This window comes from Flaviaestuariibacter terrae, from assembly GCF_054777635.1.
This window is the reverse complement of the sequence record NZ_BAAHAL010000006.1, coordinates 285,090-307,186: the sequence shown is the minus strand read 5'-3', so window position 1 is coordinate 307,186 and position 22,097 is coordinate 285,090. Positions and strand designations below refer to the sequence as shown.

At 59.8% G+C, this 22,097-nt stretch carries 17 protein-coding genes; 6 read left to right on the top strand and 11 right to left on the bottom strand.

Features of this window, described 5'->3' with window-relative positions; all coding sequences use genetic code 11:
• Positions 1-108: 108 nt before the first annotated feature.
• The 4 genes from ACYU7Z_RS01970 to ACYU7Z_RS01955 all read left to right on the top strand — a co-directional run bounded on the left by ACYU7Z_RS01970 (position 109) and on the right by ACYU7Z_RS01955 (position 4,652).
• Positions 109-2,376 (top strand): VWA domain-containing protein, encoded by a 2,268-nt coding sequence (locus ACYU7Z_RS01970; protein WP_460567005.1) that lies wholly within the window; start codon positions 109-111, stop codon positions 2,374-2,376.
• 97 nt (positions 2,377-2,473) lie between these two features.
• Positions 2,474-3,430, top strand: a complete 957-nt coding sequence (locus tag ACYU7Z_RS01965) for a methionyl-tRNA formyltransferase (protein WP_460567004.1) — start codon at positions 2,474-2,476, stop codon at positions 3,428-3,430.
• A 22-nt stretch (positions 3,431-3,452) separates the two neighbouring features.
• On the top strand, positions 3,453-4,031 hold the full coding sequence (locus ACYU7Z_RS01960) for a phage tail protein (RefSeq protein WP_460567003.1): 579 nt from the start codon (positions 3,453-3,455) through the stop codon (positions 4,029-4,031).
• 42 nt (positions 4,032-4,073) lie between these two features.
• Entirely contained in the window at positions 4,074-4,652 is a 579-nt protein-coding gene (locus ACYU7Z_RS01955) for a phage tail protein (protein ID WP_460567002.1), read from the top strand.
• Between the two features lie 93 nt (positions 4,653-4,745).
• On the opposite strand, the gene ACYU7Z_RS01950 is transcribed toward ACYU7Z_RS01955, so the two are convergent.
• From ACYU7Z_RS01950 to ACYU7Z_RS01930, 5 genes are all read right to left on the bottom strand, one after another.
• The gene (locus ACYU7Z_RS01950) at positions 4,746-5,318 is read right to left on the bottom strand and encodes a hypothetical protein (protein ID WP_460567001.1); all 573 of its coding nucleotides are present in this window, start codon (positions 5,316-5,318) and stop codon (positions 4,746-4,748) included.
• A 47-nt stretch (positions 5,319-5,365) separates the two neighbouring features.
• Positions 5,366-5,491: a hypothetical protein gene (locus ACYU7Z_RS01945; RefSeq protein ID WP_460567000.1), complete on the bottom strand. Its 126-nt coding sequence runs from the start codon at positions 5,489-5,491 to the stop codon at positions 5,366-5,368.
• Positions 5,492-5,597: 106 nt separating this feature from the next.
• Positions 5,598-6,683, bottom strand: coding sequence for a hypothetical protein (locus ACYU7Z_RS01940; RefSeq protein ID WP_460566999.1), 1,086 nt, complete (start codon positions 6,681-6,683; stop codon positions 5,598-5,600).
• Positions 6,684-7,241: 558 nt separating this feature from the next.
• The gene (locus tag ACYU7Z_RS01935; RefSeq protein WP_460566998.1) at positions 7,242-7,781 is read right to left on the bottom strand and encodes a hypothetical protein; all 540 of its coding nucleotides are present in this window, start codon (positions 7,779-7,781) and stop codon (positions 7,242-7,244) included.
• Positions 7,782-7,884: 103 nt separating this feature from the next.
• Positions 7,885-8,976, bottom strand: coding sequence for a lipase family protein (locus ACYU7Z_RS01930; protein ID WP_460566997.1), 1,092 nt, complete (start codon positions 8,974-8,976; stop codon positions 7,885-7,887).
• A gap of 53 nt (positions 8,977-9,029) precedes the next feature.
• Here ACYU7Z_RS01930 and ACYU7Z_RS01925 point away from each other — a divergent pair, with 53 nt between their 5' ends.
• The gene (locus ACYU7Z_RS01925) at positions 9,030-9,572 is read left to right on the top strand and encodes a GNAT family N-acetyltransferase (protein ID WP_460566996.1); all 543 of its coding nucleotides are present in this window, start codon (positions 9,030-9,032) and stop codon (positions 9,570-9,572) included.
• Here the strand turns inward: ACYU7Z_RS01925 and ACYU7Z_RS01920 are convergent.
• The gene (locus ACYU7Z_RS01920) at positions 9,565-10,197 is read right to left on the bottom strand and encodes a class I SAM-dependent methyltransferase (RefSeq protein ID WP_460566995.1); all 633 of its coding nucleotides are present in this window, start codon (positions 10,195-10,197) and stop codon (positions 9,565-9,567) included. The two genes, ACYU7Z_RS01925 and ACYU7Z_RS01920, sit on opposite strands and share 8 nt — an antisense overlap.
• Positions 10,198-10,231: 34 nt before the next feature.
• Positions 10,232-10,387, bottom strand: a complete 156-nt coding sequence (locus ACYU7Z_RS01915; protein ID WP_460566994.1) for a hypothetical protein — start codon at positions 10,385-10,387, stop codon at positions 10,232-10,234.
• Between the two features lie 178 nt (positions 10,388-10,565).
• On the opposite strand from ACYU7Z_RS01915, the gene htpG reads away from it, so the two are divergent.
• The gene (htpG, locus tag ACYU7Z_RS01910) at positions 10,566-12,452 is read left to right on the top strand and encodes a heat shock protein Hsp90 family protein (protein WP_460566993.1); all 1,887 of its coding nucleotides are present in this window, start codon (positions 10,566-10,568) and stop codon (positions 12,450-12,452) included.
• A gap of 66 nt (positions 12,453-12,518) precedes the next feature.
• On the opposite strand, the gene ACYU7Z_RS01905 is transcribed toward htpG, so the two are convergent.
• From ACYU7Z_RS01905 to ACYU7Z_RS01890, 4 genes are all read right to left on the bottom strand, one after another.
• Positions 12,519-13,757, bottom strand: coding sequence for an acyltransferase family protein (locus tag ACYU7Z_RS01905; protein WP_460566992.1), 1,239 nt, complete (start codon positions 13,755-13,757; stop codon positions 12,519-12,521).
• Between the two features lie 134 nt (positions 13,758-13,891).
• Positions 13,892-14,119, bottom strand: a complete 228-nt coding sequence (locus ACYU7Z_RS01900; RefSeq protein WP_460566991.1) for a hypothetical protein — start codon at positions 14,117-14,119, stop codon at positions 13,892-13,894.
• 214 nt (positions 14,120-14,333) lie between these two features.
• Positions 14,334-15,356 (bottom strand): PorP/SprF family type IX secretion system membrane protein, encoded by a 1,023-nt coding sequence (locus ACYU7Z_RS01895; RefSeq protein ID WP_460566990.1) that lies wholly within the window; start codon positions 15,354-15,356, stop codon positions 14,334-14,336.
• A gap of 4 nt (positions 15,357-15,360) precedes the next feature.
• The gene (locus ACYU7Z_RS01890) at positions 15,361-21,975 is read right to left on the bottom strand and encodes a PKD domain-containing protein (protein ID WP_460566989.1); all 6,615 of its coding nucleotides are present in this window, start codon (positions 21,973-21,975) and stop codon (positions 15,361-15,363) included.
• Positions 21,976-22,097 lie beyond the last annotated feature (122 nt).

Sequence of the window (22,097 nt, the reverse complement as noted above, 5' to 3'; positions counted from 1 at the left end):
CATCGAGTCCTTTTAACCGCCAAGGTGTCCGCGGATTCACGAAACGCTAACAATTCTCAGCATAATTAGGTATTGTCCCGAGGCAGCGGACCGGCCTACTTTGCCCGCATGATTCAACGCATGGTACCTTTCCTGTTGCTCCTGTTGCTGGCAGGCAGCCTGCAGGCGCAGACGCATATGGAAGTCGAAGTAACCGTGGTCGACGATCGCCAGCAGCCTCTCCCAGGCGCCGACGTGCAGCTGCTCGAACTTTCCGGCAACCAGCCACTGAAGGAACGTTCCGATCGCCGGGGTGTAGCCCGGTTCCTGATCGATGCGGCGGGTGAATACGAAGTATCGGTCAACGGTATGGCACAAGGCAGCGACCCGGTACTGGTGCGGGCCAACGAGAAAGGAAGCACCAGCCTCTTCATCACCTACAACCCGGCACTGCAGGAGCGCACACGGCGCCAAAGCTTTGACCGGAGCGGCCTTACCGACGTGGCTGTACAGGGACAGGTAGCGCCTGCCGACGTGGCCGCGGGCCATAACCGGATCGAGATACGCGTAGAAAGCAGCGCCGGAGAACGGCTCACGGGGAAGCGCGTAAGCCTCGTTAGCCTCGCTGCCAGAAAGCGCTACACGGCAATTACAGACGCTTCCGGCACGGCCTTTTTTCACCTGCCCGGAAAAATCGCCTACGACATCGACATCGAGGAGCAGCTGAATGCCGGCTTTATCATACAGGACGGGCTCGAAGGCTATACGCTTAGCCAGACCGTTGTCTACGACCAGTACGACATGCACGAAACGCGGCGCAATGATACCATCAGCCAGGACATCCGCGAGCCGCTGGCGCAGAAGCATTCGCGCGCGCTGTACCGCATCCATGTTCGCCGTGCCGGACAGCCCTGGGCCAATGGCCGCATCTTTCTCGACGAGATCCGCTCCCGCAATGTGTACCAGACTCGTACCGACGCGAAGGGCGATGCCGTATTTATACTGCCCTTCGGCCACAAGTACCTCGTGCACTTCCCGTATGAGCGCGACGTGGATGTCGTCAACCTTGAAGACGCACGCAACATCGCGACGGGATCGCTGGACCTCAGCTACGTGCCCAACCCAGCGCTCGAGCACCCGGAGCGCTTCGTGCCCAGGCCGGGCGAATTGCTGCTGACCGACTTCCCCTACTACCACCGGATTCCCTACCCGACGCCGGCCACCGGCCCTGCCCTGCTGCTGCGCAGCAGCGACATCCGTCCCGAAGCGGTACTCGAGATCGGCACCGCCGCCCGCGCCGGCGGCTTCGCCGGGCGCCCCGCTGTGAACATGGCCTTTGTGCTTGATATCAGCGGATCGATGGCAGGCTACGAGCGGATCGAAAGCCTGAAGCGCGGACTCATCGCCCTGCTTGCGCTGCTTCGCGAGAACGACATCGTATCGATCACGCTCTTCAACGACAATGCTCGGTTGCTGCTGCCCGCGCAACCCGTGGGTAAGGACCGGCAGCGGATCATCGACCTCGTGCAGGGCATCGAGCCCTCGGGTGGCACCGATATGAAGAAGGCGCTGGAGACCGGTTACAACCAGGCAATGCGCTTCTTCCGCGCCGGCGCTGCCAACACGCTCGTGCTCCTGAGCGACGGCTACGACAGCAATCCTGTCGATACGCTGCTGGCGGCGCAGGCACCCTGGAAAGACAAGATCTTCTGTACGGCCATTGCTGTGGGCAACGACTACAATTACGAGCTCCTGCGCCGTCTCGTGACGCGCGGCGCCGACCTGCTGCAGCAGGCGCATGAGGGCAGCGAGCTCGAGCGCCTTTTTTCCGAAAAGCTCCTGACGGCCGGCCTTCCGATGTACCGCGACCTGCGGATCGAAGTGCGCTGCGACCCGCAGCTGCAGTGCCGCCAAACATTCAGCTTCCGCAACGTGCGGTTGACCGATGGCGGTTTCGATGCCGAACTCCCCGACCTTTTCCCCGGGCAGGAGCTTCCCGCCCTGGCCTCTTTTGTACGTAAAGGAGCCGGAAAGGGAACCTACCTCGCGACAGTGACCCTCAGCTACACCGACGTCCAGACGGGCAAGCGCGCACAGCGTACCGAGCTGCTGGCATTCTCATTTGAAAGCGAGCCCGGCGTGGCAACGGCTCAAAGCAGCGAGCAGCGGAAAATGTACACGGTAGCGTTCGCCAACGACTGCCTGCGGCGGATGTCGGCCGCATTTGAAAAGCAGCAGCTGGCGGAGGCAAAGCTGTCCCTCGACGAAGGACAGGCGAAGATCCGGGCGCTCTACCCGGCCCTTGATGACAGTGACATTCGTGCACTGCTCGACAAGTTTTCCGCCTACGCCAGGGCGCTGTCGAACGTCGCTTATAAAAAGAAGATGGGCGACTGAGGGAATATTTTCGGTTATGCGTTTCATTTGGTAATCTCAAAAATTGTGTTACCTTACCGATGCCAAAACATGAATCTGCGCAGGCAAAACCACAAGGATGCCTGTACTACTTCTCACGAACAGCCGTGTATCGATACCGGCACTTCATTCGCTTCGCGATCATTTTGACGCCGTCTTCACTCCGACGCCCCTCTCCGACGATTATGCCGAGCTGACGCTCTCCGCTGCTGCTGCCGGCCTCCCGCTTTTTGCACTGGAGCCTTCCCTTCTTTTTACCGCCATTCGCGAACGCCTTGCCGCCGACCCCGACCTCGTCGTTGTTCTTTTCGGCTTCCCGCTACGGGTGCCTGCCGACGTATTGGCCGGCAACAATCACCGCATCTATAATGTGCACTTCAGCCTGCTTCCCAAATACGCCGGGCCCCTGCCCCTGTTCTGGCAATTGCGGGCCGGCGACAGCGCGGGCGGCATCAGCATTCACCAGCTGACCTCCTGCTTCGACGACGGACCGATCGCGGCGCAGCAGGAGGTCACGCTGTATCCCGGCGAAACGTACGGCCTGTACAGCGCGCGTCTCGAGCAAGCGGCGGTGCCGTTACTACGGCGGCTGCTCGATGAGCACAGGGCCGGCAAGGAGCCGCTCTTACGCCCGCAGGATCTGCGCCAGCGAAGCTTCCAGCGCAAGCCCCGCGAGAAAGACCTGCTGATCGACTGGCTGACACAGCCCGCCGCTTCTATCGAGCACCTCGTTAACGCCTGCAACCCGATCGCCACCGGCGCCTGGACCTGGTTCAAAGGACAGCCGCTGCAACTTCTGGAAGTGAGCCCCGCCGATGGCCGCATCAGCGCACCGCCGGGTACCATCGTCCACGCCGATCCCGGGCAGGGCCTGTTCGTTTGCTGCTGCGACGACCAGCTGCTGCGCATCAATGTCGTGAAGCTGCCCCACTCGGTGCTTTCGGGCGGCAAGCTCGCAGCCCTCGGCTTCCGCAACCGCGACCGGTTTGAGAACGATCCGCGCCGCTCCCCTGCAATCCAACCCGTCTCTTATTAATTCACCATAAAAACAAAAAAACATGGAACCAATCTTAGCCGAAATCAAACTGTTTGCGGGCAACTTCGCGCCGCAGGGCTGGTATTTCTGCGATGGACGGACGCTCTCCATCTCGCAAAACAGCGCACTTTTCTCGCTGCTCGGCACGACCTACGGTGGCGACGGAACGACGACGTTCAATCTCCCCGATCTGCGCGGCCGCGTGCCGGTGCATGCCAACAACGGCCAGCCCGGCCCGGGTCTCTCGCCCTGCCAGCTCGGACAGGTGGGTGGCACCGAAAACAGCACGCTTACGGCCGGCAACCTGCCGGTGCACAACCACACACTCGCCGGCACCGCACAGATCATGGCTGCTGCAGGTGACGCCGGAGCCACCGCGCCCAGCAAGGAGACGGTGCTGGGTATCGCCAACGACGGCCAGCGGACCCCCACGCAGTACCCGATGTACAGCAGCAGCACACCCGACACCGCGCTGAGCAGCCAGTCCATCGGCGGCAGCACCGGGGTCTCCGGCGGCAGCCAGCCCTTCTCCATCCAGCAGCCCTACCTGGGGCTCAACTACATCATTGCCTGGCAAGGTGTATACCCCTCCCGTCCGTAAGTAAACAACACTCCCCATTCTCATTTCCCCAAATCAAAACACATGGAACCTATACTCGCAGAAATCAAATTATTCGGCGGCAACTTCGCCCCTAACGGCTGGTTCTTTTGCGACGGATCGCTACTGCCGATCTCGCAATACACCGCTCTTTTCTCGCTGCTCGGTACCACATACGGCGGCAACGGCACCACTAATTTCCAGCTCCCCGACCTGCGCGGCCGCGTGCCGGTGCATGCCAACAACGGCCAGCCCGGCCCGGGTCTCTCGCCCTGCCAGCTCGGACAGGTAGGCGGCACCGAAAACAGCACGCTCACGGCCGGCAACCTGCCGGTGCACAACCACACACTCGCCGGCACCGCACAGATCATGGCCGCCGCAGGCGACGCCGGAGCCACCGCACCCAGCAAGGAGACGGTGCTGGGTATCGCCAACGACGGCCAGCGGACCCCCACGCAGTACCCGATGTACAGCAGCAGCACACCCGACACCGCGCTGAGCAGCCAGTCCATCGGCGGCAGCACCGGGGTCTCCGGCGGCAGCCAGCCCTTCTCCATCCAGCAGCCCTACCTGGGGCTCAACTACATCATTGCCTGGCAGGGTGTTTACCCGCAGCGACCCTGATGACCTGCTACCCGATAAAAAAAACCGCGTCCTGAAGACGCGGTTTTTTTTACAACCAAAAAGTTTTAGCGATTGGGACAACCGGAGCCAAAATCAGGCATAGGCAGGCAATCCCAGCCTCCGGCGCTCTTCGCGCTCGAAGCGCAGGAGCCGCTCGGCCTGGATCTTTTCCTGTATCGCCACGGGGAGCAGCAGCTGGTTAAACTCCACGCAGTTGGCGGCCCACTCGTCGAGAAGCAGCTCGATATCAGCCATCGATTTCTCCGCATTGACCCGCATCCGAACGAGCTCCCGGGTATTGCCTTCGATCGGCGTATGGCTGTATTCGGTGTAGCGGACTTTCTCCGTGCTCACGCTCAGCCCTTCCTCGCAGCTCCGCATCGGCAGGATATCAGTGAGAAACTCCTCCGAGGAAAAAGGTGCCTCGTACGTATAGTAATAAGCTTTTTCCTTGTGCCGCAGCTTGTAGCCCTCCGGCCCCTCGTCGGGCAATACGTCTTTCTTGTGGGTTCCTTCCTTCGCCTTATCGGTGAGCAGGGTCGGAATTTCCAGGCGATAGTCCTGGAGCAGCGTAGCCGGCTGTCCCGGGTCGGCGAGGGCCTCATCGGAGAGCTCATGGATGGCGATCTCGAGCATGTTCAGGCGGCGTTCGAAGAGATAATGCATACAGTGCCTTCTTTGCGGTTGTGGGTGCAAGAAACAGACCAGCAGGCTCAGCCCATGGCGTGCGTGCCCCGTGCGGCCGGCAACTGGGCTACGGTTTTGTCTTTTGAAATGGCAATAATAAGTCCGGCGATAGCGGTGCCGATAAGGCCGGCAGCGAGAAGCATGTTTTTCATATTGTTCACTTTGGGGAAGCGGTTGCAAGCGCTGTACCACAAAAAAACAGAAGCGCCGGGATGCGGCGCTTCTGCTGTCTGTATTCAGACCTAACTCCTGCCTTTTTTACTGGCCACCAGTGGCATCCAGGGCATCGCCTTTCACTTTGGTATCACCTTTCTTGGTCTTGATCTTCAGCTTGCGCCCGTCCTCTGTCTTTACCTTATGCTTAAACTTGGGATCCTGCTCCTTGGTAGCATTCATGCTGCTGTTATCCGTGTTCATGGTGCCTTCCACGCTGGTACTCGTTTGCGTACTCGTGTCGGTGGTCGTTTGAGTGCTCGTCGAGGGGTTGGGCGTTACCATGTTCATGTCGCTGCTGTCGCTGCGGGTTGTCGTTGTGGTCGAATCCGAGATGGCCGCATTGCTGGAGCTGTTCTGCATCTCGCCATTGGCCATGTTGTCCTCATCGTGGCGGAACACGTCGATCGCGGCGAAGGAGCTGCCATCCTCACCGATAAACTCGGTGCGGGCGATACCGCCATCGATAGTGTTGATCTGGAACGCATCCTGTCCGTTAGCTGCCTTGACGCGGCTGATCGAGTACAGGTTGTTGCCGTAGGTGCTGAGGGCCTTGGTAATTACTTCCTCGGGGATGTAGCCGTTCAGGACGGGCAGGGCCACCGAGTAGCTGTTGCCATTAGGTGCATAGTACACCATCATGTTGCGGTTCATGTTGTTGAACGAGGCGCGGTACCAGTCGCCCGACTGCTGCCAGGTGGGGCTGAAGGCCGTGGGATAGTCGCGCTGGAAGCTGCTGTTAAGATTGCCCGGAACAACGGTGGCCGTACCATAGGCGGCGTAGTTGCTGTTGCTTTGCAGGGTTCCCTGCGTATTCTGCGGGTTCTGCGGGTTTTGCTGTGTGTTGTAGTCCACACCGGCGGTAGTGCTGCTTTGCAGCGTGCCGGTGGTGTTGCTGTTACCCGGGTTTACCATCGACCCGCTGTTGCTGTTGGTGCCCGAACTACCCGTGCTGATGTTGTCGGTAGTGGGAGCGTTCCCATTAATGCTTGTGTCCATGTTCGACTTTGTCGTCGTCGTGTTGCTGTTCGTGGTCGTGCTGCCAGATGTGCCAGTGGTTGTGGTATTCTGCGCCCAACCCATTGCACCGGTACCCAGGAGAGTCACCAGGGCAAGAATTGTTTTTTTCATAGATCAGTGTTTTTTTTGAATGAAATCAATGACGCACAAGTAAAACAAGTACAGTGCCGTTCACGGCTCTGCCACGGAAAAAAATTCGGCCTTACCGTAGTTCTACAACAAGCCTCCTGCCGTAGAATGTGTACCATATACACTAAAAACGGCGACGAAAAAACCGGGCAAACCCAGGCCCCGCCTTCGTTTGCGGCCATGCGAATATTTTAGGGCAATAAATCCACAATCGCGGCTTTACAAAGTTTTATTGCAATGCAGGAAACGAAGCAGGATCGCGCGCCAGGGAATTTTCCGCCTTTTTTAAACGGGAAACGGCCGCGGTCTGAATAGCGGAGCTTTGCGGAATACTTTTTGTAAGATTCAGGGTATGAGAAAGCGTTCCGACCAACCAACACCTGAAGCCGTGACAATACGCACCTCTTCGCTCAAAGTCGTTCACTCCAGCCGTATGCCGGAGCCTGCCATGACCAGAGTGATCTCCGGTGCCCCGGCACTTCACCCCGCTCCTGTTCACTATTCTGCCTCCTATACCAAAGACGGCCCCGGCGGCAACTATCAGGGATTCTGATCCTTATTTTTCTTTTCGCTTTGCGGCGGCAGGTTGACGGGCTGCCCACTGTACCGTACCCGGTTTCCATATATCCCGGGACCGGAGTACGGGTTTTTCCCGTTGACACCCTGGGCCACGCCGCTGGTGCCCACATTACCCGTTACACTACCCGTACCGACGGTACCGCTTCCCGTTATACCTCCGGATGTCGTTGCCGTGGTATTGTAAAAAAGCAGGAGGCCATGGGCTACGCCATAGCGCAGCTTGGGTATGTTCGGTATGGCCCGCTCCGGTTCGCTCAAGGGCAGCTCGCCGGCAGCACGCCCGTTATAGAGCGTAACAAAGGGGTCGGCGATCGTAAACCGCCGGGGCGTCGCCGGTCCGAAGGCCGCATTCGACGAGGTATTTTGCAATACGCCGGCCGAACGGGCCGGAAGCGCCGTTTTCCGGGCTCCTTTCGCTGGCGTTATCTTTCCGTGTTGCTGTGCGTTCGCGCCGCCCATCCAAAGGGCCAGTACCAGCACTCCGATTCCTATCCGCTTCATGACGCTACAGTTTGTTCCACCCTGTAGGGCAAAGGGGCTGCCAGAAATACGGGACGCAGCCAACACCCCTCCATCCCTACGCGGAGCGCCATGACCCATGAATTCAATGCAGGTAATCCTTCTGGAGCAGGTAGAGGTACGCTTCAAAGAGATGGTGCGTCCAGACCCCGTAAGGCGAATTGTTGGGGAAGCGCGCATAGTAGGCGCTGTCGGGCTGTAGTATAACGGCGGTACCCGCCCGCATGTAATTGAGCACGGGCACCGTGCCGGGCAGTTGCAGCGCGGGCAGGCTTTTGCGCACGGCCCGGCCGACTTTGCGCCCCAGGTATTTTTCATATTTCGCGGCGGCCTTCCGGCTCTTGCGCGTGATCTTGTCGTACACGACCGCGGCATACACGCGTACCGGGAGCTTCTTCGTACGCAGGCTGGCTTTCAGATCCGACAAGGGATTGAGCGGGTTGAGGTCGCCGACCTGCTGCACCGTAACGGGGGTTTCGGGTACCCAGTCGGCCGCGTTCACCACGTTGAAGGCCCAGCCCCCGCGGTTGATGAATTCGTAATCGTACGCGTACACCAGGTTGCCCGGCTTCGGTGCGGCGCTGCAGTAGGTTTTGTAACTGATGCCCGCAGGCAGTGCACCTGACTGCGTGCGGTAGTATAGGTATGAGCGAAGCAGGTAGGCGATGGCGCCGCCCTGGCTGTGGCCGCTGATGATGATCGACTTGGTGCCGCGGGCATAAAGCGCCTGGATATGCCGCTCGATGTCGGCGCTCATTGAGATCAGCGCGATAAGCCAGCCGGTATGCACCGCGGCTCCCGCGCTTTCGGCGAGCCGGTAATCCGCCCCTACGCTGTCGGTCACCTGTACGTGACCCTGCGCGGGCTGCATCACGGCATATAGATTCGCAAGCCAGCTCTTTGTCGTGGCCACGGTACCACGTACCGTGATCACGGCTACGGCGCCATCGCTGCGCTCATAAAGACTCCAGCGATTGTCAAGCCCGGTAACCGGCGACGTATAGGTTTTGCGGTAGCGCTGCGCCAGGCCCGCGGCTTTCTGCAGGCTGTCGTATTTACCGAAATTGAGGGCGAGTACGTCGCGGTATTCAGCAGCATCGAAGCCGGGCTGGAGCTGCGCGGCGGCGCCAAGCTGCAGCAGCAGCGCGAGGAAAAGAAGCGGCAGGGTATTTTTCATCAGGGATTGAAGTTAACGCGCCTAATTTAGCACCGCGCCATCGCCCAACTACTATGATCCGATTGGAATATTTTACCGCCGACGATTTCGACCAGCTTATCAACTGGGTGCACGACGAGCACCTCCTTACCAACTGGTCGGGGTCGCTGTTCCGGTTTCCCCTCACGCAGGATAGCCTTGCCTGGTATATCCAGGACACCAACGACCTCGCCAAATCCGATGCGCTTGTTTACAAGGTCGTCGATACGCAAAGCCACAAGACCGTAGGGCATGTGTCGCTCGGTGGCATCAGCCGCAAGAACCGCTCGGCCCGGATCAGCCGCGTGCTTGTGGGCGATAGCCAGCAAAAGGGCCGCGGTCTTTGCACGGCCATGATCAAGGCCCTGCTCCGCATCGGGTTCGACGAGCTGAAGCTGCACCGCATCAGCCTTGGCGTTTACGATTTCAACCACGGCGCGATCCGCTGCTATGAAAAATGCGGTTTTGTACGCGAGGGTGTGCAGCGCGATATCCTCCGCTATGGAGATCATTATTGGAGTCTTCTCGAAATGAGCATTCTCGAGGACGAATGGCGTGCGCGGCTCGAGCTCACCTAGCTGACCCAAGCCGGTAGCGGCTGATGGCCGTACCGTGGGCCTCCGTTACATCGGTTTCCAGAACCCAATCAGAAAGCGCCTCCACGAAAGGCACGCCCATGATCCGCTGCGGCGTCGCGAGCAGGATCGTTGTGCCCCTATCCAGGAAGGCACGAACCACCCCCAATAGATGTTGAAAATGCGCCGGCGCGTAATTGACGTCGCTGAGCAGCAATACGTCGGCCTGGAGCCCGGGCGGCGGCGCGCTCCAGTCGATGATCCGCGCGCTGTAGTTGGAAAGTCCGAGTTGTTTTGCGTTGCGTTCCAGGAGGGCAACCGCGTCGGGCAGGTAGTCGCTCCCGGTAACGGAAGCCGCCCAGCGCGCCGCGAGCAGCGACGGCAACCCAAGACCAGCTCCCAGCTCCAGCACCGTTCGGTCGCGCACCCAGCCCGGGTGCTCGCTCAGCCAGGCGGCCAGCGCGCGCGCCGAGGGCCAGATCCGCGTCCAGTAAGGGAGTTCCGACGGATCGCCAGCAGCCTGGCGGGCCCGGAAATCCTGCTGCACCCAGCCCGCGTCGGGCACGAGGAGAAACAGCTTCTCCGCGCCGATCGCTACGGGCGATATGGTTACCGGCAGGGAATTCATAGCTACAAGTTACAGGGGGAAGCGAGGCGACAGGTCACTTGCCGAAGATCGTATCGAGGATGCCCGGGCGGAACACCACGAGGAGGACGCCCAGCAGGAATAAGCCGATGAGAATCAGGAACAGCGTAAGCACCGGGTTGCGTTGCCGCAGGCCCGGATCGAAATCTTCATTTGGGTCGTTCTTTCGCATAGGTTGGCGCGATTGTGCCGCAAGGTACGACCGATATGCCTCCGGAACTCTTGTCAGGCTCCCGGACCGCAAAGTTTCTTGATGAACGGCAGAGCCGCCCGCTTCTGTCAATGTGGCAAGCGCAGCCTCTTTGGAATGAGCCTTGTGCAGGGGGGCACACGAACAAACCGCTATTGCTATGATCCAAGAAAAAGGCAGCATCTCGATTCATACCGAGAACATCTTTCCCATTATCAAGAAATTCCTCTACTCCGACAACGAGATCTTCCTCCGCGAGCTCGTGAGCAACGCCGTGGACGCGACCCAGAAGGTGCGCCGCCTGGCAGCGTTGGGCAAGTACGGCAGCGAGCTCGGCGACACCAGCATCCAGGTGTCGGTCAACAAGGAAGCCCGCACCCTCACGATCTCCGACCGGGGCATCGGCATGACGGCGGAAGAGGTAAAAAAATACATCAACCAGATCGCATTCTCCGGCGCCACCGAGTTCATGGAAAAATTCCAGGAAGCCCGCGATGCCAACGAGATCATTGGCCGCTTCGGCCTAGGCTTCTACTCCGCCTTCATGGTAGCCGATAAAGTGGAGATACAGACCCTCAGTTACCAGGAAGGCGCCGAGCCCGCCCGCTGGGTTTGCGACGGCTCCACGGAGTTTGAGCTCACGGAAGGTTCCCGCACCGAGCGCGGCACCGACGTGATCCTTTACATCAACGAGGAGTCGCAGGAGTTTCTCGAAGAGTCGCGGATCCAGGAGATCCTCGACAAATACGCCAAGTTCATGCCCGTGCCCATCCAGTTCGGCACACGCAGCAGCTCCGAGGAAGACGGCACCGACGAAAACGGCGAGCCGAAGTACAAATCGGTGGAGGTTCCCAACATCATCAACAATACCAACCCGATCTGGACGAAGTCACCGAGCGAACTCAAGGACGAGGACTACCTCGACTTCTACCGCCAGCTCTATCCCCTCTCCGACGACCCGCTGTTCTGGATCCACCTCAACGTCGATTACCCCTTCAACCTGACGGGTGTGCTCTACTTCCCCAAGATCAAGAACGACTTCGAGCTGCAGCGCAACAAAATCAAGTTGTTCAGCCGCCAGGTGTTCATCACCGACGAAGTGAAGGACATCGTGCCCGAGTTCCTGATGCTGCTCCACGGCGTGATCGACTCGCCCGATATTCCGCTCAACGTCAGCCGCTCCTTCCTCCAGGCCGACTCGAACGTAAAAAAGATCAACGCCCATATCACCAAGAAAGTGGCCGACAAGCTGCTCGAGCTGTTCCGCAAAGACCGCAAGGGCTTCGAGGAAAAGTGGAGCGACATCGCGGTATTCGTGAAATACGGCGCCCTTTCGGATGAGAAATTCTACGAGAAAGCAAAAGACTTCCTGCTCCTGACCAATACGCAGAACGAGCACTATACGCTCGAAGAATACGTGGCCAAGGTGAAAGACTTCCAGACCGACAAGGAAGGCCGCCTCGTGTATCTCTACACCAACGATGCCGAGCGCCAGGATGCCTACATCCAGGCGGCACGCAAGCGCGACTACGATGTGCTGCTGATGAATTCGCCGCTCGACAGCCACTTCATGCAGCACCTCGAGATGAAGCTCGAAAAAACCTCCTTCAAGCGCGTCGATGCCGACATCCTCGACCGCCTGATTGTAAAAGACGAGTCGAAGTCGCACACGCTCAGCGAAGACGAATCGAAGCAGGTGAAGGAGCTCTTTGAAAAAGCGATCGGTAACACAGCCATGCACGTGGAGGTGGAAGCCCTCGGCGACAGCGAGCTGCCGGTTACCATCACGATGGAAGAATGGATGCGCCGCATGAAAGAAATGGCCCGTATGGGCGGCGGCGGCATGCAGTTCTACGGCTCGCTTCCCGACACCTACAAGGTGGCCGTGAATGCCAACCACCCGCTCATTGCCCGTATTCTTGAAGCGGGCTCCGACGAGGGCGGCAAGCTGGCCCGCCAGGCCTACGACCTCGCGCTGCTCTCGCAGGGCATGCTCAAAGGCGCCGACCTCACGGCCTTCGTGGAGCGGAGCGTTCAGCTGATCTGATCTACGCATTACCGATAAAAAAAGCTGCCCCTGTTGTAGGGGCAGCTTTTTTTTTGCGGGCATACATCATGTCGCGCTCGGCTCGGCCACTGCCGGTACCAGGTGTACGGAACCCGGTTCCGGCGCAGGTGCTGGCACTTTCAGCGGCTTCAGGCCACGGTCACCGGTAAGAATTCCAAAGAGGGGCGGCGCTACTTTTTTCAACACGATGCCGACCAGGATCGCAGCGGCGATGATCAGCAGCGGCAGTAAGAGGTAGGTAGTAATACGGTAATAGCGGAAGGGCTGCAGGAGCCCGTGCACCGGGTCGATGAGATACGTAACGACGGGCACATGCAGCGCATAGATCATGAACGATTGATCGGAAGCATGGCGGAACCAGCGTTGCCGCAGGCACCAGTCGGCGATGCGGTCGGAGCCGTACCAGGCCAGCAGCAACCCGGAAGCGACAACGATCTTATAGAGGAACCAGATCGGGATACCGATGGGCACGGGGTTGCGGTTATCGCCGTAAAAGGCCATCACGGTTTTCAGCAGCAGGGCTCCCAGGAATACGGGAACAAATACGCGCATGGAAAACCAGCGGGGCGACTTCGATAGGTCTTTTCCGCGTTTGCACAGCCAGATGCCCAGGCAAAAGGGCAGCAACCCTTCGCCATCGAAGAGGAGGCGCCACGGGCCCTGGAACTGCTGCGGTACAAGGTCCAGCGGCGACCAGGGTGTACAGAGCCAAAGCAGCGCGGCCAGCGGGAAAAGGATCTTCCCGGCACGCAGGCTTAGATAGCGGAGTACGGGGTAAAGAAGGTTCAGCACAAACAGGCTTCGGAGAAACCACAGCTGGTAGCTCACGTTGGTACTCAGGATGGTGTCGCGCCATTCGCGCCAGCCAAACTCATTCCAGGCCTTTGGCGTGGGCTGCATGTGGATGTTGACCACCGAGTCGTGGGTGAAGGACCAGTGAAAGAGCGACCACGCGATCAGCGCACCCAGTGCCGACCAGAGGAAATACGGTACCGCCAATGTGCGGAAGCGGCGTCCCAGGATCTTCCAGTAGCCTTTGTGATCGCTGAGCGCCAGCAGGTAGCCCGAGATGGCAAAGAGCATCGGGATGCGGAAGCGGAAAAGCCCGTTGGCGGTAACGTATTCGAAGAAGGTCGTGAACGTCATCTTTTCCTGCACAAAGCTGAAGGGCTGCAGGTAGCGCTCGTCGAGGTCGTAGGCGTGTACATAGACCAGCAGGAACATCGATACGAAGGAGAAGAACCGCATCTTGCGGCTCCATTCCGGGCGGAGCAATGGGTGCATGCTACTGGGACGCCGTTGGTAAAACCGGCGTTACACGAAGCTGCCGGTTTTTATTGGTAACCGAAAGGCGTATGTGATCAAGGCGTCGGATTGCGGGATGAACCGGCGCCCCGGCCGAATGCGAGTGAGTTGGATCACTCGAGATAGCGGAAAACGCCGGCGCGGTACCGCTCCAGCTCATCGAGCGTGGTCAGCTCATCGAAGGCCTCCCGCTTGCCCGCACGGGTACTGCGCAGGAGCACGACACGCTCGCCATTTACGATGGTGCTTTTCGCGCGCTGGAATACGCGGTCCAGGGCATCCAAGTCCCGGATGGTTTGCCACTCCTCGATCTGGGTCACGTCGATGATATACTCCTGCATGGGGCGAAGGTAAGAAGCACGGGGCAGTGAGCAGTGAGCAGTGAGCGGTGAGCGGTGAGCGGTGAGCGGTGAGCGGTGAGCGGTGACGTGTATAGACAGCAAAAACGGATGCCGTTGGCATCCGTTTTTCTTTAAGTGCATTCCCGGTAAAAACCTGGCTCACCCGCTGACCGCTCACCCTTGAAGGTTGAAAGTTGACGCTCACGCCTCCCGATCAAAAACTCACCGGGCAGCGCAGCTTGTCGGCCGAGCTGTTGCGGATGTTCAGGAAGTTCTTGTACGACAGGGTCAGCTCGAAGCCGCCACGGCCGTTGTTGGCTTCCTTCACCTTGCTGATCGAAGCATCGTAGGACGCACCGATCGACCACTGGTAGAAATCGAGCTTGAGCACGGGGGCAACGGCGTCGTTAAGACGATAGAACGCGCCCACCGAAAGGCTAACGGTTTCCCCTTCGTCGCCGAGCTGGCTCAGGTCGTGGCGGTACAGGAAGCCGGCCTGCGTGAGGTTGCTTCCACCCTGCTGAAACAGGTCGCCATAGATCGTGAGATTGTCGTATTCGCTGGTCGGAACCGACAGGCCGACGTTAAGCGTCATCTTCGAATTGAGGCGGATATCGTTGGCCGGGTTGAAGGCCACCTTGGGCTGGTTGAAATGATAAAACGAAGCACCGAGGTAGTATTTCACATCCGAGCCGGCATTGCTGCTGTACGACAGTCCCACACCGGCATCCCAGTAGCGCACCGCCGTGTTGGTGAACGTCTGACGAGTCGGGTTGGAGGCACTGTAGGCACCGTTTACATACTGGTCGTCGAACTTGAGACCAGTGGGGTCGAAGCGCTGCTGCACCATGCCGCCGATAAAGCCAACCGACAGGTACGCATCGCGGTCTTCGCTGAGCAGCTTGTGGTAGGTCAGTGCCGGGAGCAGGCCCGTTCGGCCCATCCTGGCGTCACCCGCCACATCGTTGGTTACCTGCAGGCCGAGGCTCAGGTAATCGTTGCCGCCGCCGACGCCGAACTTCGACTCGACGCCGAGCGCCTGCGTTTTATACGCGGTCGTGGCGCTGTTCCACTGGCTGCGGTAGGCCATTGCGATCCGCACGTCACCGCGGTACATACCGGCCAGCGCCGGGTTGCGCAGGAGCGGCATTTCGTAAAACTGCGAAAGATGGATGTCCTGGCCGGCGACCAGCGTCGTCATCGAAACAGCGCCCAGGATCAGGAGAAGTTTTTTCATGGTCTTATTTTAAAAGCGACACATTTCCTTTATAAGTGTAGGTAATCCCGTTTTCACAAACGACTTCAGCGGTGTACAGGAACACGTCGGGCTCGCCGATCTTTCCTTTCACCTTGCCGTCCCAGCCAAACGAAGGATCGTTGGGCGCGAAGTTCGACCGCTCGAACACGGTTTCACCCCAGCGGTTGAACACGCGGAAGGATTTCACCTGCGCGATACCGGTTCCGCGTACCATCAGCACATCGTTGATACCATCGCCATCGGGCGAGAAGGCGTTCGGGATGAAGGTCTGCAGCGACTCGCACACCGTGCGGATCATGAGTGTATCGGTGTTGCTGCAACCGAAGCCGGTTGTGCCTTCCACCACATATGTGCGGTTATTGCGCACCGTTACCGAAGGCTGCGGGCAGGTGCTGCAGCTCAGGTCGGTGGCGGGCGTCCAGTTCCAGCTTACGATCGGGCCATTGGTGACCGTGCTGGTAAGCGGGCGCACCGTACCGGTAGCGAGCACGAGGTCCGGACCGAGGTTGATCTCGGGGATCGCGCCCACACCGATGGTGATCGGGATGGTTTGCGTAAAGCAGCTGTTGGAGCCGGTAACCGTAGCCGTATAAATACCGGGCACCAGCGGGCGGAACACCGGGTTGGGGCAATTGGTACAGCTCAATACGGCCGTTGCCTGCGTTACCCAGGTGTAGTCGACACCGCCGCTGGCCAGCAGCTGCACGGAGTCTCCGATACAGATGCTGTCGGAAGCCGGCAGCACGCTCATCGTGATGGGTTGCGTAACCGTCACCGTTACCGTATCGGCGGCGGAGCAGCCGAAGGCGTTGCTGGCAGAAACGATATAGGGCGTTGTAAAGAGCGGTGTGGCCACGGGGTTGGGGCAGGTCGTGCAGCTGAGGCCGGCCGTGGGCGACCATTGGAAGCTCGTGGCTCCCGTTGCATTGGCCTGCAGGTTGGCGCTGCCGCCGCGGCATACAGGCGCGGGATCCACCACCGACACGGTGGGTGTCGGGTTGATGCTGATCGTGGGCGAGGTCAGGTTGGCCACGCAACCGTTCACCGTGCTCACGGTCAGGTCGGCGGTGTAGGTGCCCGGCGTTCCGAACACAGGGCTGAAGGGACGTCCGGTACCGGTGATGTTGTTCGAGGTGATCCAGCCGATGTTGCTGATCGGATCGGTGGAGTTGATAACGGCATCAAAGGTCACGGGCTGGCGGGCACATCCCTGGTTGCCGGCGGGCGGCACCAGCGTCACCACCGGGTTGGCCCAGACCGTCACGGGGATGTCCACGTCCTGCGTTGCGATACAGCCGCTTACGCCGGTGACCTGGAGGGTCACATGCAGGGTGTTGCTGTTGCTGAAGGTTTGCGTGGTCGTGGTCGCACCGGTAACAACGTTTCCGTTGCTGAAGGTGAACCGCACCTGCGAAAGACCGAAGAAAGCGCTCGACGTATCGGTAAAGGTCAGCGCCGTGCTGCCGCAGCTTTGAACGGTTTGCACCGTATAGCCGGCACGGAGGCGGTCGGCACGGATGGCGGTGCTGCCCGTGATCAGGTAGGCGCAGGAGCCGCTGTTCATGGTCACCTTCGGAATGAAGGTGCCCGGTGTCGTATACACATAATCGAAGGAGCTGCTGTTGTTGGTAACGGGTGTCGATCCGTCGCCCATATCCCAGGTGTACGAAGTAGCGCCCGAGCCGACGACATCGAAGTGCGTGCTCTGGCCGTTGCACTTGTAGCCGCCGCTGTATTGCAGGGTGCCGGAGGGCCCGTTCACCACGATCTGCTGCGTGGTCTGGTAGCGGCAGCCCGCGGGCGTATTGACCGTAAGCGATACGTTATAGGTGCCGGCAAGCTGGAAGGTATGCGTTACGGGGTTGATCGTGGACGTAGGCGAGCCGTCGTTGAAATCCCAGAGGATGTTGCTGGCCGGCGTCGTGTTGTTGGTGAAGGTCACCGTGAGCGGGGCGCAGGTACTCGTTGTTGCCGACACCGACATGGAGCCGGTTTGCGAGGCTACGATCTGCACGTCGGCCGAAACCGAGTCGATACAGGTTACGAGGCCACCGGGCGCCGTGTTATAGGCAATCAGCCAAACGGTATACGTACCGGGCGTTGCATACGCATGCTGCGGCGAGGTAGTGGCCGAGGTCTGGTTGTCGCCAAACTTCCAGAGGTAGCTCGTAGCGCCCGTGCTGGTGTTGTTGAAGGTGATCGGCGCGCCCACGCATGCTTGGAGGATGCTGGGCGTAAAGGCCGGCACCGGCTTTCCGAATACAGTGATCGTAATCCGGCCCGTAGTATCGGAGCAGTTGTTCTGCCCGCGCAGCGTCACGTTGTACACACCGGGTGTAGCAAACGTGTGCACGATGGAGTCGATCGGCGCGGTTGTGCTCACCGGAGCCGACAGGTCGTTGAAATCCCAGGTAAACTGGGTACCACCCGGCGAGCTGTTGTAAAACTTCACGGCATGGGGTGCACAACCCGCCAGCTGCGTGCTGCTGACCGTAAGGTTCATCCCGATCGTGTTGGGCTGCACGGTGATCACCACGTTGCGCGTATCGGTACCGCATACGTTGCTGGCGGTGAGCGCAATGGTAAAGTTGCGGAGAACGCCCGTGGAATAGGTATGCTGGATCGGTGCGCCCGAAGTAGTGACAGTGTTCGCGGAGGCATCGCCCCAGTTCCAGGTATATGTGTTGCCGGTACCGGTGCTGTTGTTGGTGAAGGTCACGGTCATCGGCGAGCAACCCTGAACGCTGTTCGGAACGAAGGATGCGACGGGCGCCGGCGTTACCGAGATAAGCACGGTATCGCTGATACCGCCCGTTGGTGTCGGGCAGCGGTTGGAGCGAACGATCCTGCGGAACCAGGTATTCTGGTTCAGCACGCCGGGCGCAAAGTTCTGGCCGTTGGCGCCGGGGATCATGATGAAGTTGACACCGTTGGTGCTTTGCTCCCACTGGTAGCTGAGGCTGACCGCGCCTCCGAAAGCCGTGGGCAGCGAGCCGGTAAGCGGCGCCGGCGCGCTGTTGGCGCAGATGGTCTGCGGCGCGCTGATCGTATTGTTCGTCACCGGGGACTCTACCCATACTTTGATGGTATCGCTGATGCTCGGGCAGGTGCCGATGGTCACGAGGCGGCGGAGCCATACCGTATGATCCGGGTTGAAGGTATAATCGGCGAGCGTGAAGCCAGGCAGGCTTGTGAAAGTGATGCCGTCATCGCTGCTCTGCCACTGGTAGGAAGGCACGCCGCCGTTTCCACCCGTTGCCACAAAGGTTCCGGTATTGTAGGTTACGCCCGAGCACACCGAGTCGATACGTCCGTTGATGCTGTTGACGATGATATCATCGACCGGGAGTACGACCGTGGCCGTATCGTTCTTCAGACAAAGGATGTTCACCGGGGTCACGATGAATTGGAGCGAAACGTCGCCGGTAAGGTTGCTGAGGGTTTGCGTTGCGGTTGTGTTGGCGATATCCGTCCAGGGACTGACGCCGAGCGGCTCGTCCTGGCGGCGCCATTTGAGGATCGTGCCTTCGTAGCCGGTGGCCGTGATGGTCGTTCCGGCATTGAAGCAGATCGGGCTGATGGGGCCGAGCGTTCCGGCGCTGGGGCGGCGCACGATCGTGATCGTCATCTGGTCAGAGGTAGCCGGGCAACCGCCGTCGTTGGCAATGGCCCACTGGAGCGTGATGGATCCCTGGAGGGGACCGGCGCCCAGACCGACGGTTGTTATGGCTGTATTACCGAGGTTGGGGTTGACGATGTTGGGGTTCGCGTTGAGCGTGTTCGAACCGGCAACCACCGTCCAGGTGCCCAGTTCCCAGGGATGGATGGGCGTGTTGCCCTGCAGGTTGAACGAAGAGAAGATACCGCCGACGAAATCGCAGATCAGCGTGTCGGGACCGGCCGCAGCGGGGCTCGGCAGCGGGCGGTTCACGATGGTAACCGTGTCGCGCACCGTGGCACAGATGCCGGGGCGTGTTACCGTCCACTCAAACTGGTAGGTGGCGTTCGGCACAAGTCCGTTTATGACCGACGTGGGCGAGGAAGGCGTGACGATCGTGGTGTTCGACGACGGGATCTGCGTCCAGTTGCCGCTTGTACCGGGCGCCAGTACGGCCTGCATCGTCACGCTCGACGCGTTGCAGATGATCTGGTCGGGTCCGGCGTTGATCGGGGGCGTCGGGTTGACGGTAATCGTATAGGTCTGCGACGGACCGGAACAGGTCGTGCTGCTCGGGGTGACCGTGATGGTAGCCACGATGGGCGAGCTGCCGTTGTTGATGGCCGTGAACGCCGGTACATCGCCGGCGCCTAGTGCAGGCAGGCCGATCGACGGGTCGGAGTTGGTCCAGTTGAAGCTGACACCCGGCAGCGGGCTTGTAAAATGCGTGGAGGGCGCCGATGCTCCGTTGCACACCACCTGGTTGCCCGGTGTGTTTACTGTCGGCGTCGGGTTGACAACAAGCGACTGCGTGAGCGAGGTCGTACCACATTCGTTGGTTACGTCGAGGGCCACGTTGAAGGTGCCCGTCGTGGCATAATTCGTTGTCGGCGTAGCGGAGGTGGACGTTGCCGGAACGGCACCGGTAAAGGTCCACAGGTAGGTCGACGGGCTGCTGGCAAAGCAATCATTCACCGTAGCTGTCGGCGAGAAGGGTCCCTGGCAGATCGGTGTCAGCGGCGCCCAGGTAATATTGGGCTTTGTTTTTACCGTAACCGTTTGCGTGGACGAAGCGGAGCACGCATTGCCCGGGGGCGTCGTCAACAGTTGAACGGTGTACACGCCCGGGTTGATGAAGTTGAACTGGGGCGCCGTCGAGTTCGTACCGCTGCCGCTGCTGAAGGCCCAGTTGCTGGCCGTCGGCGTACAGTTTACGGTATTCGCGTAGGATACGGTCCAATCATAACGGTTCGGACCGCAGTTAGCCGGCAGCGAGTTGTTGGTGGAGCTTACGAGCAGCGGTCCGCAACCGGCGGCTGTGCTCAGTGTAAAGTCGGCGTTCGGCTGTCCGTTGACACAGATCATTTGCTTCACCGAGTCGATAGGACACAAAGAAGTGTTGCCGACAAACATGGTCACCTCGTAGCTGCCCGGGCTGTTAAAGACAACGTTGAGCGCGCTGGCGCCGCTGGTCCAGACGCCCGGGTCGGTCGAGTTGAGATCGTTACCCAGGCTGCCGGTAACCGTGTAGCCGGTCGCGGGCAGGATGCGCCAGACCACCTTACCCGGCGTGCACACACCGTTGCTCACGCTTTGCATGTTGCCGGAAATGTTGTTGATGGCAACCGGCACGTTGGTACAAACCTCGTTGCCCGGCGAAACCTGCATGATCGGCACAGGCTTCTTCGAGATATAGATCGGCACGATCGAAGCGCTCGAGGCGCCGCAGGGGTTGCTGGCGCGGATCGTAGCGGAGAACGAGTTGGGGTACGACGTGGTGCCGCTCATGCTGTTGGTGCCGCACGACGAATTGACGAACGTGTGGGTCACGCTGGCCGGGGCCGGGTGTGAAAACGTAACCGACGATCCGCCCGGGATATCGTTGAACGAAACGGTATACGAAGTGCCCGGCGAGTTGGAGCCGGTGCTCGTGATGGGGAAGGTCAGCGCGCTTTCCGAGCAGGTCACCGTATTACCCGGGTTCGACAGACCCACGGCGGGGTTCGACCCGATAAAGACGGAGTAGTAGCCCGTGTCGCGGCAACCGCCGGCACCGCCCACGATGAACTGCAGCGTATAGTTGCCTGCCGCATACGTATGGTTGGTATTGCTGAAGCTCGCGGCGCTGAAGTTCGCGCTGTTGTCGCCCCATACGATGACGTAATCGGTATTGCTGGCGCTCGTTGTAGACTGGTTGAGGAACGTGAGCGTCGCGCCCGTGGACGTACAGGAAGTGAATACCGGTGTGCCGTTGAAGGTAACGAGGCCGGATCCGCCAAGCACGGTGCTCGGGGAGCTCGTGGCCACGGTATGGTTCACCGTTGCGGCACATCCTTCGGCATTGGTTGCCGTAAGCTGCACATCGAAGCTCTGGCTCCCGCCAGCCGCCGTTCCGATAAAGTGGTGCGACGGGTTGCTGGCGGTCGATACGCTGTCGACGCCGGCATAGGGATCGCCAAAATTCCAGTTGTAGCTGTTGCTGCCCGGGGTGCCGTTGCTGAACTGTACCGGGGTGGACGAGCACTGGCCGTTGGGCGAGAACGTAAAGGCCGGGGCAGGAACCGGGTGGGTTACCACCTGCAGAACGGGCCAGCTCGTGGTAACGCCAAGCGTCGTTACATCGACACTGTAATCGCCGGCCGCATTGACGCGTAGGCTGTCGGTATTGGCGCCGGGAACCGGTACGCCACCGAAGGTCCAGGCGATGCTGGAGCCGGCGGGAACGTGCTGGGCTTTCAGGAGAACCGTGCCACCGGGGCAGATACCTGGTGTTGCAGCAAACCCCGACCAGGTGAACGAATCGGCTGGAAGAAAGTTGGGTCTGCCGAAGTCAAGACCTTCCGGCTGGGGGCCGTGGAGGCGGCCTGGGATAACGGATTGGGCGTTAACAGCAATAGAAAACAGCAGCACTCCAAGAAGGAGAGGTAAATACTTCTTCATGTTAGCAATTAGTAGTGGATATCCTGACGGTTGCGAAGCTAAAAATAAGGGAAATTCCGTAACCGGCCCGCCGACGGGCGGGCGAAACGGGCGGTTTAAACGGCCAAAAAGCCCTTTCAATT

Coding starts and splice junctions, on each gene's coding strand:
- ACYU7Z_RS01970 (WP_460567005.1), top strand. CDS start 109: ATGATTCAACGCATGGTACCTTTCCTGTTGCTCCTGTTGCTGGCAGGC.
- ACYU7Z_RS01965 (WP_460567004.1), top strand. CDS start 2,474: ATGCCTGTACTACTTCTCACGAACAGCCGTGTATCGATACCGGCACTT.
- ACYU7Z_RS01960 (WP_460567003.1), top strand. CDS start 3,453: ATGGAACCAATCTTAGCCGAAATCAAACTGTTTGCGGGCAACTTCGCG.
- ACYU7Z_RS01955 (WP_460567002.1), top strand. CDS start 4,074: ATGGAACCTATACTCGCAGAAATCAAATTATTCGGCGGCAACTTCGCC.
- ACYU7Z_RS01950 (WP_460567001.1), bottom strand. CDS start 5,318: ATGCATTATCTCTTCGAACGCCGCCTGAACATGCTCGAGATCGCCATC.
- ACYU7Z_RS01945 (WP_460567000.1), bottom strand. CDS start 5,491: ATGAAAAACATGCTTCTCGCTGCCGGCCTTATCGGCACCGCTATCGCC.
- ACYU7Z_RS01940 (WP_460566999.1), bottom strand. CDS start 6,683: ATGAAAAAAACAATTCTTGCCCTGGTGACTCTCCTGGGTACCGGTGCA.
- ACYU7Z_RS01935 (WP_460566998.1), bottom strand. CDS start 7,781: ATGAAGCGGATAGGAATCGGAGTGCTGGTACTGGCCCTTTGGATGGGC.
- ACYU7Z_RS01930 (WP_460566997.1), bottom strand. CDS start 8,976: ATGAAAAATACCCTGCCGCTTCTTTTCCTCGCGCTGCTGCTGCAGCTT.
- ACYU7Z_RS01925 (WP_460566996.1), top strand. CDS start 9,030: ATGATCCGATTGGAATATTTTACCGCCGACGATTTCGACCAGCTTATC.
- ACYU7Z_RS01920 (WP_460566995.1), bottom strand. CDS start 10,197: ATGAATTCCCTGCCGGTAACCATATCGCCCGTAGCGATCGGCGCGGAG.
- ACYU7Z_RS01915 (WP_460566994.1), bottom strand. CDS start 10,387: ATGCGAAAGAACGACCCAAATGAAGATTTCGATCCGGGCCTGCGGCAA.
- htpG (WP_460566993.1), top strand. CDS start 10,566: ATGATCCAAGAAAAAGGCAGCATCTCGATTCATACCGAGAACATCTTT.
- ACYU7Z_RS01905 (WP_460566992.1), bottom strand. CDS start 13,757: ATGCACCCATTGCTCCGCCCGGAATGGAGCCGCAAGATGCGGTTCTTC.
- ACYU7Z_RS01900 (WP_460566991.1), bottom strand. CDS start 14,119: ATGCAGGAGTATATCATCGACGTGACCCAGATCGAGGAGTGGCAAACC.
- ACYU7Z_RS01895 (WP_460566990.1), bottom strand. CDS start 15,356: ATGAAAAAACTTCTCCTGATCCTGGGCGCTGTTTCGATGACGACGCTG.
- ACYU7Z_RS01890 (WP_460566989.1), bottom strand. CDS start 21,975: ATGAAGAAGTATTTACCTCTCCTTCTTGGAGTGCTGCTGTTTTCTATT.